A 13,693-nucleotide genomic window follows, 5' to 3' on the forward strand; every position below is an offset into this window, starting at 1 on the left:
CTCAGCAGGCCCTGGTGCGGGCCAGGAGGACCGCCACGTCGTCCTGGGGGGCGCTGGGCAGCAGCTGGGTCAGGATCCCGTCGCACAGCTCCTCCAGGGGCTGTGCGGCCCACCGCAGGGCACGGCCGAGGCGCTCCATGCCCTCGTCGAGGTCACGGTCGCGGGCCTCGATGAGGCCGTCCGTGTACAGCACGAGCAGGCTGCCCGGCGGCAGCGGCACCTCCTCGGTGCGGAAGTCCTGGCCGCCGGTGCCGAGCGGGGTCCCGGGCGGCCCGTCGAGGAAGGTGACCGTGCCGTCCGCGGCGGCCACGGCGGGCGGCGGGTGGCCGGCGCGGGCGATCACGCAGCCGCCGGTCGCCGGGTCGTGGACGGCGTAGACACAGGTGGCCATCTCGTCCTCGCCGAGGTCGGCGACGACCGCGTCGAGGGAGCGCAGCAGGCGGGCGGGCGGCACGTCCTCGCGCGCGAGGGTCCGTACCGCCGTGCGGAGCTGGCCCATCACGGCGGCGGCGTGGATGCCGTGGCCCATCACGTCGCCGATGACGAGCCCGGTGCGGCCCCGGGGCAGTTGGATGACGTCGAACCAGTCGCCGCCGACGTCGTGCTCGCTGGCGGGCAGGTAGCGGCCGGTCAGTTCGAGGCCGGGGACTTCGGGGAGGGCGCTGTTGGTGAGGCTGCGCTGCAGGGTGCGGGCGGCCTGGCGCTGGCTCGTGTACATGCGGGCGTTGTCGATGTTGAGGGCGGCGCGGGCGACGAGCTCGTCGATGAGCACGCCGTCCTGCTCGTCGAACGGCTCGCGTGCGCGGACCCGGGTCACGGCCACGGCGCCGAGCACCGTGCCGCGGGCGACCAGCGGCACCATGCGCGCCGAGCCGAGGGTGGCGAGGTAGTCCCGCAGGGGTTGTTCGCGCGGGTCGGTGATCAGCACGGGGATGTCGGACGCGTACAGGGCCATCGGCACGCCCTCGGTGACGACCCGTTCGTAGACCGTCCCCGCGGGGACCTGGAAGGTCTGGCCGGCGGTGAGCTTCGCGGTCGGCGCCGTCGGGTCGGGGAAGGTCGCGGCGAGCCGGCGCAGCACCCCGCGGGTGGAGGCCGCCGACTCGTCCGGGTCGAGGACCGATTCGAGGATCTGCACGTCGGCCGAGTCCGCGAGCTGCGGCACCAGCAGGTCCACGATCTCCCGCGCGGTCTGGCGCAGGTCGAGAGTGGTGCCGATGCGGGTCCCGGCCTCGGCCAGGAGCGCGAAGCGGGTGCGGGCCCGCTCCGCCTCCAGCTGGGCCCGCTGGCCCTCGGTGATGTCGATGAGGGAGGCGATGAGGCCCAGGCGGCGACCGCTCCCGTCGAGCAGCGGGGCGTACGAACAGGACCAGGTGCGGTCGTGCTCGGGGTCGGCGGGCGTGCGGCCGGTGCGGCGGACGTCGACGACGGCGCTGCCGAGCTCCAGCACCTGCCGCATGGTCGCCTCCAGCGCCGCCGCGTTGACGCCGGGCACGACCTCGGTGAGCCGTTTTCCGAGGTGCTCGGCGGCGGGCACGCCGTTCATCCGGGCCAGGGCGTCGTTGACCCGCTGGAAGCGCAGGTCGGGCCCGAGGGTGGCGAGGCCTATCGGTGACTGGGTGAAGAGGCTCTGGAGGGCGACGAGGGAGTCCCGCATGTGCAGGACCTCGGAGGTCTCCACGGCGATCAGGAGGGCGCCGGTGCGGCCCCGCGGGTCGGCGGCGGGCACGATCCACATCTCCATCACCACGCGGTGCCCGTCGCGGTGGCGCACGGGCAGCGTGCCCACGACGGTCTCGCCGGCCTGGACGCGCCGGGTCAGCTCTCCGGCCAGCTCGTGGTTGGCCTCGGGCACGAGCACGGCGGTGCCGGGTTTGCCGAGGATGTCCTCGGGGCGGTGCCCGAGCAGGTCCTGGGCGGCCAGTGACCATTCCACGATGCGGCCGTCCGCGTCCTCCCGCCACAGGGCGATCGGCAACAGCTCGCGGAGTACGCCGGCGTATCCGACCGCCGCCGTCGGCGGCTGATCGGGCACCTCGCTCGTCGACTGGTAAGTGTCCAACGCACCGACCTCACCCCGGGGGGCCTGTTTCCTTCCGATTCACCCTATCCGAGGGCTCGGGACGGCGCGTCGGGGCGGACCCGGGCGGGGAAGGGACCCCGCACGCCGCGTACGGCCGCCCGTCCTGCCACGGGCGGCCACCGGCCGGGTCAGAAGTCGGCCTGCGCCCGTACGTCGGCGCGGCCGACCGACTCCAGCTCCCACATCTTGCAGTAGAGGCGGCGGATGTACTCGATGTCGATGTTGCGGCGGTGCGCCTCGTTCACCGGGTAGAGCACGGTGAGCTCGTAGGAGCGCTCGCCGTTGATGTCGCCCTCCTTGTCACGCCACTGGCCGCGCCCCTCCTGGAGGGTCAGGCCGGCCGGGAAGCGGGGTGTGACCACGTCGGCCACGAACTTCATGAACTGCTCTTCGGTGATCGGCGGGTTGCCGTTGTGCCGGCCGGTGCCGAAGTACAGGTGCGTCGAGATGAAGGGGCTGCCCACCTGGGAGGCGGACTGCTGCTCCGCCGCGGCCGTGGTGGCACGCGTCTCGAACGCGACGTCGGCCACGGGTCTTCCCACGGCGAACAGGAGCGCGCCCACCGCGAAGAGGGCGGCGGCGGGCAGCGGTATCCGGATCTGGCGCATGTGTCTTCAATCCCTGTCTGTCGTTCGTGGAGGGGGGTGGCGTTGGGGGGCTGTGCCCCGGGTCCGGCCCGCGCGGCTCAGGCGGGCAGGGACTCCAGGAGGTGGACCGCCGCGTCCTTCAGGCCGCCCGGCGCGCGCCCGGACCGGCACAGGTCCCGCGCCGTCCGTCGCAGGGTTCCGGTGGTCCGTACGGAGCCGATCGCGGCGGCGCGCGGTGCGAGCCGGGCGACGAGCTCCTCGGCCTCCTTCCAGGCACCGGCGCGCACCAGGGCCGCGAGGAGTTCGGCGGTGAACAGGTGCCGGTAGGAGGGGCCGGGTGCGGTGGCCGCCGCGTGCAGGAGCGGGATGGCCCGGTCCCCGTGCCGAAGTCGGGCGAGGACCCAGCCCCGGTGGCCGAGGAGTTCGCTCTCGTCGATCCACCAGGCCCAGTGGGGGTCGCGGCGGGAGACGCCGTCGAGGAAGCGGCTGCGGGCGCGACCGATCAGCGCGAGGGGTGCCCGGAGGTCGCCGAGCATCGCGACGGCGTGGGCCTGCCGGATCAGGACGAGGCTGTGCACCCGGGCGGGCAACGGCTTGGGGCCGCCGACGCGGGCGGCGCTCGCCAGGGCCGCCCGCGGCCGGCCGGTGTGGGCTTCGAGCATGCTGTGGTTGAGCAGCACCAGCCTCGCCGTCCAGCGGTCGCCGCACAGCTCGGCCAGGGCCAGGGCCCGCGCGTTCATCCGCCGGGCCGGGGAGTGCAGGCCGGCGTCGAAGAGGATCCAGCCGATGACCTCGGCGAGCTCGGCGAGGGCGGCCAGGAGGTCGTCGTCCGCGGCGCGCAGGCTCGCGGGGTCGGCCGACAGCTGCGGGAAGCGCCGCAGGGCCTCGCGCACGGCGGGCACGGCGACCGTCGCGCCGCGCTCGCTGTCCAGGGCGACGAGGCGGCGGATCGTGTGCAGCGCCGGGCCGAGCAGCGTGCCGGGTTCCTCGGGCGGGGCCGCCGCGGGGTGCGCGGACGCGGGGGGCTGCGCGGGGGTCACGACAGGAGCCCCGCGTCGATGGCTCCTTCGCGGCGTCGACCGAGGGTGCTGAAGGACGAGGCGACCTCCGTCAGCCACTCCACCTCCTGGCGGAAGTCCTCGTACGGCGGGCGGACGGGAATGTCGGCGGCGTCGGCCTGTTCGGCGCGTTGCTCGGCGGGGAGGCTGAGCACGGCGCGGACCTGGAGGGCCTCCCCCAGGGGCGAGGTGGGGTCCTCGGGGAGGTCCAGGGAGCGGGCGACGCGCGCGAAGTCCGCGAGGGAGAGGGAGGTGCGGAGCATCAGTTGGCCGTCGCGGATCTCGATGACGCGACGGTAGAGGCTGTAGTGCGGGTCGCGGGGCGGGATGAGGTCGCGCGGCAGGGAGCGGGGCGGGTCCAGGGCGATGTCCGGCGACGCCTCGTAGAGGGCCCACCACAGTGGTCGCAGCCGCAGGTAGGAGCGGTAGCTGCGGATCCAGCCGCGGGCGCGGGTGACGCGGATGCCCCAGGACGGGATGGTCCAGCCGACGATCTGGAGCAGGGCGCCGATGCTGCCGCTCGTCCACTGGATGGGGTCGAGGGCGGCTCCGTCGAAGTCCAGTCGGGTGCCCGCGATCTGGATGCTGCGGGTCACGCAGTAGACCAGGATCAGGCTCGCGCCGACGGTGACGGTGCGCATGCCGACGGCGAGCCACTGGCGGTTGGCCATCCTGGTGAAGCGCAGCGACAGGCGTACGGTCTCGAACTGTCCGATGGCGCAGATCAGCAGGTAGAACGACATGTACAGGGCGTACCGGCCGTCCTGGATGCTGAGCAGGATGGTGGAGGTGGCCGTCTCCGACTTGGCGGCGGGGCCCACGACGAGCGAGGTGGGGACGAGGACGCACAGCGCGGCGGTGAAGAACAGGACGCGGCGGCGGGCCATCCGGCGGGCCTCGGCGGGCGGGGACGACCAGTAGACGAGGACGACCTGCTGGGCCGCGGTCAGGATGACGACCGCGACCTGGGTGATCAGCGAGGTGATGTTGGGCAGTCCGAAGAATCCGGAGATGTGCAGCCGCAGCAGGTCGAGGTCCACCAGGAAGCTGATCCCGGAGCAGAGGAAGTAGGTGCACAGCGCCCACAGGGCGATGTCGTTCCTCCTGCGCAGCAGGTCCGGAAGGCGGTAGGCGAAGGCCGCGATGCCGACGACGGCGCAGACCCACGCGAGGATCCCGTAGATCACAGGCACCCCTGGTCCGGCTTGCCGAGTCCGTTCTCGATGCGGGCGACGATCTCCGCGGCGTCCGCGGGCACGCCCCACGCGGGTTCGGTCCACCGTTTCGAGGCCCGCGCGAGGATCAGCGAGGCCATCGTCTCGGCTTCCTGTTCCTCGTCGTCGCTGTAGCGGGAACGCATCAGCATGCCGCGTACGGCGGCGGGATCGACGTCGGGAATCAGCTGGCCGGAATCACCACCGGCGAGTTGCAGGGAACCGTTGTGATCGAAGGCGATGTGCGCCAGTTCGTGCGCGATGATGTGTTCTTTGTGTGAGGAGGACGCGGCTTTCTCGTACACGATGACGTCGAAGTCATCCATTTTCAGCCATATGCCGAACAGGTGGCGTTCGGGGAACGGCGTGGATATCAAATGGATGGGCCGGTTGCGCTGCTCGGTCAGGTGGCGGTGGAGTTCGTCGATGCCGCACCCGTGCTCCATGCCCCACTGCGCGAGGAGCCCCTCGCAGGTGTGGCGGACCTGCTTGAGGCGGCGCCGGAGCCTTCTGTCCTCGGACGTCGATGACGCAGAGCCAGGTAACTTCATCCTCAGTCCTCCGCCGAACCCCTGCGCGGCCGTGCCCGTCCGACCCACGCCGCCGGCCCCGTGACGGCCGGCACGGAAAGGGAATGAACCCGCTCCGCCTCGGCACCACGGCGTCCGAAGGGTTCCGATTCCGGGGCGACGACGCGGCCATGATGCCACACGCCCGACACCCTTATCCGTACGACGAGTTCCATCCGGTCATTCCCCGACCGTTTCCGCCATCGGGTCGGTAGGGAATCCGGCCACGCCTTTCACGGAACTTCTACGAATTCACCGAAATGTGCCGTGAAAGCAGGTCCCCCCACCCCGGGGCTGACCCGCGGGACGCACCCGGGACGTGCCCCGCGGGGACTGCGGCGTCTCAGTGCACGAGACGGGCCCGGAGCGGGAGTTCGACCGGGTCCAGGACGGACGCGATGCCCCGGGCCAGGCACGGGATCCGGTGGGGCGGAATGCCGGCGATGTTGATGCGGCCCGAGGTGGTGCCGTAGATGGCGAACTGCCTGCGCAGCAGCAGCATCTGGGCGGAGGTGAGCGGCAGCATGGAGAACATGCCCTTCTGCCGCGCGAGCGCCCGGGCCTGGACCTCGCAGCCCAACGCAGCCAACTGTGCCGTGAGTTCACTGCGGTTGGCGGCGATCCGACCCCGCATGAGGTCCAGTTCGGCCTCCCAGGAGCCGCGCAGCCGCTCATCCTCCAGGATGGTCGTCACGACCGCGGCGCCGTGCTCGGGCGGCATCGAGTACAGGGTCCGGGCGGCGTTCTGCAGGGCCGTCTCGGCGTGCCGCACGGACCGGGCCGAGGCGCCGATGACGACGGCGCAGCCCGTACGGTCGCTGTAGAGGCCGAAGTTCTTCGAACAGCTGACGGCCACCAGCATCTCCGGCACCCGCGCGGCGAGCATCCGGGTGGGGGCCAGGTCGGCCTCCAGCCCGTCGCCCAGCCCGTGGTAGGCCAGGTCGACGAAGGGGACCCAGCCGTTGTGGGCGGCCAGCTCCGCCAGTGCCGCCCAGTCCTGCGGGGAGGGGTCGGCGCCGGTCGGGTTGTGGCAGCAGCCCTGGAGCAGGACGACGTCGTCGTGCCGCGCCGCGCCGAGGTCGCGCAGGACCGAGTCGGCGTCGAAGCCGCCCTCGGCATCGCGCCAGGCGTAGGGGCGCACGGTCAGGCCGGCGGCCTCCAGGATGGGCCGGTGGTTGACGTAGGCCGGATCACTGATCCACACCGTCGTGCCGGGTCGGGTCCGGCAGATCAGGTCGGCCAGCAGCCGCAGGGCGCCGGAGCCGGCGACGGTCTGGACGGCCGCGGCCCGGTCGGCCGGACCGTCGGGGCCCAGGACCATCGTGAGCAGCGCCCGGTTGAAGCCCGCGTTGCCGGAGAGCCCGCGGTACTCCTTGGACTCGGATCGCTCGGCGAGCAGGATCTCGGCCTCGCGGACGGCCGCCATGACGGGCGTGCGGCCCGTCGGGTCGCGGTAGACGCCGAGGACGAGGTTCAGCCGCTCGGGGCGCTCGTCGGTGCCGAACTCGTACGTCAGGTCCCACAGCGGGTCGGTGGGCGGCGGGGGAAGGAGCTCAAGCATCTGCGGGAACCTCGGGTCGCGGGCGGGCGTGCGGGCGGGGACGGCGGTTGGCGAGGACCACGCCGGCGGTGATGAGGGGGACGCCGATGAGCACGGCGACCGCCGGCTTCTCACCGAGCAGCGGCACGGCGAGCAGGACGACGGCCACGGGGCTGAGGCTGCCGACGACCGAGGCGCGCTCGGCGCCGAGCCTGCGGATGGCGAAGGCGTACAGGAGGCCGGCGCACAGGCCCACTCCGAATCCCTGCACCACCAGGAACAGGAGGATGTCGCCGCCCTCGGCGTGCGCGATGCCGGTCGGCAGCGTCCCGGTCAGCACCAGGAGGGCGATGACGGCGAAGGAGGGCAGGCAGAGCAGGCCGATCGAGCCGACGGGGTCGAGGTCCACGTCGCGCAGGCCGACCGTGTAGAGGGCCCAGAGTCCGCTGGCGACGAGGAGGGTGCCCGCGCCGGCCAGCACGTCGGTGTCGACGGGGACGACGTGGCGCCACACGAGCGCGACCACCCCGGCCGCGATCAGGGCGAGACCGGCGGTCTGCGCGCCGCGGGGCAGGCCGCGGCCTCGGGCGGCCATGAGCGCGGAGACGAACAGCGGGACCATGCCGGGGACGATCGAGCCGACGAAGGCGGCCGAGGTCAGGGAGCCGCCGTGCATGGCGGCGAGGAAGAACGGCACCCCCGCCCCGCAGACGATCTTGATGGCGGGGCCGGGTCGGACGGCGGCGATGCGTGCCCGCCGCCGCCACAGCGCGGGGAGCAGGACGACCAGCGGGACGCCGAAGCGCAGCAGGGCCGCGTCGGCGGGCAGGAGGGTGGAGGAGCTCAGGGCTCGGGCGCTGAGGGCGAAGGCGGCCCAGATCGCCACGGTCACCAGCAGGGCGGCCATGCCCTGGGCCTGGGGGGAGAGCCCGCGGCGGCCGGGGTTGCCGGCCTGCGGGCCCACCGCGTCGAGAGGAGCTGCCGCCCCGGTGGTTGTGGTCGCGACCAACGAAGTTGCTCCAGCCTGTGAGAGCGGACCGGTCCGGCCCGTTCCCCCGCAACGCTAGGGGCTGGGCCGGGGCAGCCGATTGCCAGTTCTGTCGCTCGGACATACGTTTGGGGCAGGATCTGCCAAGAACTGCCCCGGGAGGGCCCATGGACGCCGTCGATCTGCAGATCGTCCGGGAATTGCAGGCCGACGGACGCCTGTCGAACCAGGACCTCGCCGACCGCGTCAGGCTGTCCCCGTCCCCGTGTCTGCGTCGGGTCCGCCGGTTGGAGGAGACGGGTCTGATCCGCGGTTACACGGCCATGGTCGATCAGGTCGCCTTCGGTCTCCCCGTCACCGTCTTCGTCCGCATCCGCCTCGAACGGCACACGGCGGAGGCGGTCGCGGTGTTCGAGGAGCATGTCGCGGTCATCGAGCACATCCAGGACTGCTACCTGATGGCGGGCAGCAGTGATTACCTGCTGCGCGTCGTCATCGAGGACCTGGAGGCGTACGAGGCCCTGGTGCGCCACCGGATCCACGCCATCCCCGGCATCGCCTCGATCGAGTCGAGCTTCGCCTACGGCAGCGTCAAGCAGACCCGGACCTACCCGCGGCCCGTCCCCGGCGGGGCCGCACGGGGGCGGTGACGGCCCGGCCCGGCTCCCTCGGACCCCGCCGGGCCCCGTGCCGGGTCGACGGTCGGGCCGTGCGCCGGGGGCGCTACGCCCGGTCGCCCTCGGGGCCTGCGACGGCCGCCTCGAAGGCGGTGTGGGCGGCCGCGTCGAAGAGCACGAACCGGACCTCCTCGACCTCGGTGCGGGTCGCCCGCACCGTCTCGACCGCGATGCGGGCACCGTCGTCCATCGGCCAGCCGTAGATCCCGGTGGAGATGGCGGGGAAGGTGACCGTACGGGCTCCCAGTTCGTCGGCGACGCGCAGGGATTCGCGGTAGCAGGAGGCGAGGAGCGCGGAGCGGTCCTCCTCCTTCGACCACACCGGCCCGACGGTGTGGATGACGTGCTCGGCCGGGAGGCGTCCCGCCGTGGTGGCCACCGCGCGGCCCGTCGGCAGGCCCTTGCCGTAGTGGGAGCGGCGCAGGTCCTCGCAGGCGGCCAGGATCTCGGGCCCGCCGCGTCGGTGGATGGCGCCGTCCACTCCCCCGCCGCCGAGCAGCGAGGAGTTCGCGGCGTTGACGATCGCGTCCGCCGGTTGGGCGGTGATGTCTCCGAGGACGAGGACGATGCGGACCATCAGGAGGCCTTTCGCAGGTGGCGCCAGACCGCCTTGGCGGCGTTGTGGCCCGACATGCCGTGGACGCCGGGGCCGGGCGGAGTGGCCGAGGAGCAGAGGAACACCGCGGGGTGGGCCGTCGTGTACGGGGACAGGGTGAGCTTGGGGCGCAGCAGGAGTTGGAGGCCGGAGGCCGCGCCGCAGGCGATGTCCCCGCCGACGTAGTTGGGGTTGCGGGCCGCGAGCTGCGGCGGGCCGGCCGTGGCGCGGGCCAGTACGAGGTCGCGGAAGCCCGGGGCGAAGCGCTCCAGCTGTCGCTCGATGGGCTCGGTGAGGTCACCGTCCCAACCCGACGGGACGTGTCCGTACACCCAGAACACGTGCTTGCCCTCGGGTGCCCGGCCGGGGTCGACGAGGCTGGGCTGGGCGGCGATGAGGAAGGGGTTGCGGGGGGCCCGGCCGCCGGACGCCAGTTGCAGGGCGGCGTCGATGTCACGGGTCCGGGGCCCGATCTGGACGGTGCCGGCCCGGCGGGGGTCCTCCGCGGTCCAGGGAACCGGCCCGTCCAACGCGTAGTCGATCTTGAAGGCGGCGGCCCCGTACCGGTAGCCCTGGTAGGCGCCGCCCAGTCGGGCGATGCGGGCCAGGGCGGTCGGGGAGGTGTCGAAGACGTACGCGCGGGCCGGCGGGAGGTCGTCGAGCCGTTTGACCTCGAAACCGGTGTGCAGGGTGCCGCCGAGGTCGCGCAGGTACCCGGCGAGGGCGTCGGAGAGGGATTGCGACCCCCCGCGCGGCAGGGGCCAGCCGCCCGCGTGCGCGGCGAGGGCGAAGACCAGGCCGACGGCCCCGGTCCCGATGCCGCTCAGCGGGGCCATGACGTGCGCCACCAGCCCGGCGAACAGGGCGCGGGCCCGGTCGTCGCGGAAGCGGCGCAGCAGCCAGGTGGAGGGGGGCAGCCCGGTGAGCCCGAACCGGGCGAGGGTGACCGGGTCCCGGGGCAGTGCGGTGTTCGGCAGGGACATGAAGTCGCGGGCGAGGGTGTCCCACTTGCCGAGGAACGGCTCCACCATGCGCCGGTACGCTCCCGCGTCCCGCGGCCCGAAGGACGCGGCCGTCTCGGCGACGGACCGGGAGAGCACGGCGGCCGTGCCGTCGTCGAAGGGGTGGGCCATCGGGAGCGGGGCGTGCAGCCACTCCAGTCCGTACCGCTTGAGCGGCATGGTCTTGAACACGGGCGATCCGGCGCCCAGGGGGTGGACCGCCGAACAGGGGTCGTGCCGGAATCCGGGGAGGGTCAGCTCCTCGGTCCGGGCGCCGCCACCGACGGTGTCCCCGGCCTCGAACACGGCCACGGAGTGGCCCCGGCGGGCCAGTTCGACGGCGGCCGTCAGGCCGTTGGGCCCCGCCCCCACCACGACCGCATCGAGAATCGGCGGCACTTGCGACTCCTTCGTCCGATGGGCACTGGCCCCACCCTATTGCGCCGCCCGCGCCTCACGCTCCGCGCAGCAGGTCCCGGACGCGCACGGTCGTGGCCTCGTCGCGGCCGACGGCGAACGGGAGGGCGTTGTCCCGGTCCACCCGGAAGGGCACCCCGTCGACGGTGCTCTGGGTTCCGCCCGCCTCGGCGATCAGCAGGAGGCCGGCGGCGTGGTCCCAGGCCGAGGGCCAGTTGAAGGCCAGGGCGTCCATCTCGCCGCGGGCCACCTTCAGGTATTCCAGACCGGCCGAACCGCAGGGCCGCACGGCGACGCCGGGCACCTCCAGTCGGGCGAGGACGCGCCGCTCCTCCTCCGTCGTGTACAGCGGGTGGGCCGTGGCGACGCGCAGTTCGGCGCCGGGCTCGGGCGAACCGCTGCTGATCCGCTCACCGTTGACGTACGCGCCCTGCCCCCGCACGGCGGTGGCCAGCTCGTCCAGGGCCGGGGCGAAGGTCCAGGAGGCCAGGATCTCGCCACGCAGGGCCAATGCCACCAGGGTGCAGAAGGCGGGGTCGCCGTTGACGAACTGCCGGGTCCCGTCGACCGGGTCGACGATCCAGACGGGGGCCTCGGCGCGCAGCGCCCGGTAGACGTCCGGGTCGGCGTGCACGGCCTCCTCGCCGACGACGGCCGAACCGGGCAGCAGCTTGGTCAGGGAGGCCGTCAGGTGCTCCTCGGCCAGCCGGTCGGCGACGGTGACCAGGTCGTGGGGGCCGCTCTTCTGGTCCACCTCGTGGTCGGCGAGCTGCCGGAACCGGGGCATGATCTCCACGGCCGCCGCCTTGCGCACGGCCTCTTCGACGGCGGACAGGTCACGGGCCAGAAAGTCATCGATCATGCGTCCAGCAAAGCACGCCCGACCGACAAACCCCACCCCCGCAGGCGTCCGAGCGGCGCACGCCGGACGACGCGCGGGTGAACGCACCGGGCGGGTCGTGGGATTGTGGCTTCCGGCCGGCCGTCAGGCCCGCCCTTGACACTGTAAGTAAACTTTCCTAACTTGGCCCGACGTCGCCGTCCGCCGGCCGACCGCACCGCCCCGGGTCCCTGCCACGGACCGCGCCATTCACCTCGTGGCCCGTGAACTCAATGAACGAAATGATGACGCGGCCGTACGCGTGCGGTAATTCTAAGCGGAACCATGCGCCTTGACGTAATTCCGTTCCCGTCCGCCGGAAGACACCGCCGGTTTATTCGCGTCCTACTTACGCGGGCAGCACGAAGCACCGGAAATACTGTCCGTGTCATCCCGGGGTGCGTGCCGAATGGGAAACGGTGAGGCGAAGTCGGCGTGGGTCGACGCCCGTCGGCAAGTATGGCCGAGCCCGGCCGACTTGCGGCGCCCCGCGGGTTTCAGTCAGGTAAATTCGCGCGTGCGGGAGGGGCCGGCGCCCCGTGCGCGCCGGCCCCTCCCGAGTCGGTTACTTCGCCATCCCCCAACGGACCGGGGCGATCTGCTTCGACATGATGGTGATCAGCTCGTAGGCGGCGTGCGACGCGGCGATCGAGGTGATGCCCGCGTGGTCGTAGGCCGGCGCGACCTCGACGATGTCCGCGGAGACCAACTGGCAGTCGGCGAGGCCGCGCAGGATCTCCAGCAGCTCCCGGGAGGTCATGCCGCCCGCCTCCGGGGTGCCGGTTCCCGGGGCGTGCGCGGGGTCCAGGACGTCGATGTCGATGGAGATGTACAGGGGTCGGTCACCGACCCGCTCGCGCAGTTGCTGGGCTATCTCGTCGACCCCGCGCCTCATCACGTCCGCCGAGGTCACGATGCCGAAGCCGAGCTTGGCGTCGTCATCGAGGTCCTTCTTGCCGTAGATCGGGCCGCGCGTGCCGACGTGGCAGAGGGCGGAGGTGTCGATGACGCCCTCCTCGACGGCCCGACGGAAGGGCATTCCGTGGGTGTACTGCTGGCCGAAGTAGTCGTCCCAGGTGTCCAGGTGGGCGTCGAAGTGCAGCACCGCCACCGGCCCGTGCTTCTTGGCGACGGAACGCAGCAGCGGCAGCGCGATCGTGTGGTCACCACCCAGCGTCATCAGCCGGGCGCCGCCGGAGAGGAGCTCGTCGGCGGCGGCCTCGATGGTCTCCACCGCCTCGCTCGTGTTGAACGGATTGGCGCTGATGTCGCCCGCGTCGGCGACCTGGCTGTAGTGGAACGGGTAGACGTCCTGCGCCGGGTTGTAGGGGCGCAGCGTTCGGGAGGCCTCGCGGATGGCGTTGCCGCCGAAGCGGGCTCCGGGACGGTAGGTGACACCGCCGTCGAACGGGACTCCGACGACGGCGATGTCCGCCTTCTCCACCTGGTCGATGCGGGGGATGCGGCCGAACGTGGCCTGACCGGCGAAGTGCAGCGTCCGGTCGGTCTCGGTCGGTGCCAGCGGCGGGGTCGGTCCGTTGGGCTGGGCGGTCATGGTGCGGTCCGTGCCTTTCCGGGTACTGCTGCCCGGTGCCCCGTTGGTGGGCCCGGGCGCGGGTGAGGGGACGCCGGGCGGCTCCCGGGCGTGCGGTGTTCTACTGCGGCGGATTGCCGTGCTTGCGCGACGGCAGGTCGGCGTGCTTGGTGCGGAGCATCGCGAGGGCGCTCGCGAGGACCTCGCGGGTCTCGGCGGGATCGATGACGTCGTCCACGAGGCCGCGCTCGGCCGCGTAGTACGGGTGCATCAGCTCGGCCTTGTACTCCTTGACCATGCGCGCGCGCATCGCCTCGGGGTCCTCGGCGTCCGCGATCTGCTTGCGGAAGATGACGTTGGCGGCGCCGTCGGCGCCCATCACCGCGATCTCGTTGGTGGGCCAGGCGTAGGTCAGGTCCGCGCCGATGGACTGGGAGTCCATGACGATGTACGCGCCGCCGTACGCCTTGCGCAGGATCAGCGAGATCCGCGGGACGGTGGCGTTGCAGTACGCGTACAGCAGCTTGGCGCCGTGGCGGATGATGCCGCC

13 protein-coding genes are annotated in these 13,693 nt (G+C 72.7%); 1 reads left to right on the forward strand and 12 read right to left on the reverse strand.

Annotated elements, in window-relative coordinates; all coding sequences use genetic code 11:
• Window position 1 precedes the first annotated feature (1 nt).
• From ACZ58N_RS15280 to ACZ58N_RS15310, 7 genes are all read right to left on the reverse strand, one after another.
• Entirely contained in the window at window positions 2-2,062 is a 2,061-nt protein-coding gene (locus ACZ58N_RS15280; RefSeq protein WP_471159181.1) for a SpoIIE family protein phosphatase, read from the reverse strand.
• A 149-nt stretch (window positions 2,063-2,211) separates the two neighbouring features.
• A complete protein-coding gene (locus ACZ58N_RS15285; protein ID WP_389711868.1) occupies window positions 2,212-2,691 on the reverse strand; it encodes a DUF3574 domain-containing protein in 480 nt (159 codons plus the stop codon).
• A gap of 77 nt (window positions 2,692-2,768) precedes the next feature.
• A complete protein-coding gene (locus ACZ58N_RS15290; RefSeq protein ID WP_471159183.1) occupies window positions 2,769-3,710 on the reverse strand; it encodes a DNA-binding protein in 942 nt (313 codons plus the stop codon).
• Window positions 3,707-4,915 (reverse strand): MAB_1171c family putative transporter, encoded by a 1,209-nt coding sequence (locus ACZ58N_RS15295; RefSeq protein ID WP_471159185.1) that lies wholly within the window; start codon window positions 4,913-4,915, stop codon window positions 3,707-3,709. The genes ACZ58N_RS15290 and ACZ58N_RS15295 overlap by 4 nt, the downstream gene beginning before the upstream one ends.
• Window positions 4,912-5,493, reverse strand: coding sequence for a BTB/POZ domain-containing protein (locus tag ACZ58N_RS15300; protein WP_471159187.1), 582 nt, complete (start codon window positions 5,491-5,493; stop codon window positions 4,912-4,914). Before ACZ58N_RS15300 ends, ACZ58N_RS15295 begins: the two co-directional genes overlap by 4 nt.
• 361 nt (window positions 5,494-5,854) lie before the next feature.
• The gene (locus ACZ58N_RS15305) at window positions 5,855-7,072 is read right to left on the reverse strand and encodes an amino acid aminotransferase (protein ID WP_471159189.1); all 1,218 of its coding nucleotides are present in this window, start codon (window positions 7,070-7,072) and stop codon (window positions 5,855-5,857) included.
• Window positions 7,065-8,060, reverse strand: coding sequence for a DMT family transporter (locus ACZ58N_RS15310; protein WP_471159191.1), 996 nt, complete (start codon window positions 8,058-8,060; stop codon window positions 7,065-7,067). The genes ACZ58N_RS15305 and ACZ58N_RS15310 overlap by 8 nt, the downstream gene beginning before the upstream one ends.
• Window positions 8,061-8,206: 146 nt before the next feature.
• Here ACZ58N_RS15310 and ACZ58N_RS15315 point away from each other — a divergent pair, with 146 nt between their 5' ends.
• Entirely contained in the window at window positions 8,207-8,689 is a 483-nt protein-coding gene (locus ACZ58N_RS15315; RefSeq protein ID WP_471159193.1) for an Lrp/AsnC family transcriptional regulator, read from the forward strand.
• A gap of 73 nt (window positions 8,690-8,762) precedes the next feature.
• Here the strand turns inward: ACZ58N_RS15315 and ACZ58N_RS15320 are convergent, their stop codons facing one another.
• The 5 genes from ACZ58N_RS15320 to ACZ58N_RS15340 form a co-directional block, all read right to left on the reverse strand.
• Window positions 8,763-9,293: an O-acetyl-ADP-ribose deacetylase gene (locus ACZ58N_RS15320; protein WP_471159195.1), complete on the reverse strand. Its 531-nt coding sequence runs from the start codon at window positions 9,291-9,293 to the stop codon at window positions 8,763-8,765.
• Complete coding sequence (locus ACZ58N_RS15325) at window positions 9,293-10,711, reverse strand: phytoene desaturase family protein (RefSeq protein ID WP_471159197.1); 1,419 nt, start codon at window positions 10,709-10,711, stop codon at window positions 9,293-9,295. Before ACZ58N_RS15325 ends, ACZ58N_RS15320 begins: the two co-directional genes overlap by 1 nt.
• Window positions 10,712-10,766: 55 nt before the next feature.
• A complete protein-coding gene (locus tag ACZ58N_RS15330; protein WP_471159199.1) occupies window positions 10,767-11,591 on the reverse strand; it encodes an inositol monophosphatase family protein in 825 nt (274 codons plus the stop codon).
• Between the two features lie 583 nt (window positions 11,592-12,174).
• Window positions 12,175-13,164 carry an agmatinase gene (gene speB / locus ACZ58N_RS15335; protein ID WP_281206355.1) on the reverse strand — a complete coding sequence of 330 codons (990 nt, stop codon included), beginning with the start codon at window positions 13,162-13,164 and terminating at the stop codon, window positions 12,175-12,177.
• 100 nt (window positions 13,165-13,264) lie between these two features.
• Window positions 13,265-13,693 (reverse strand): carboxyl transferase domain-containing protein (locus ACZ58N_RS15340; protein WP_471159201.1); only part of this gene is annotated, 429 nt, incomplete at its 5' end.

The sequence above is a fragment of the Streptomyces sp. NPDC040432 genome (assembly GCF_055595445.1).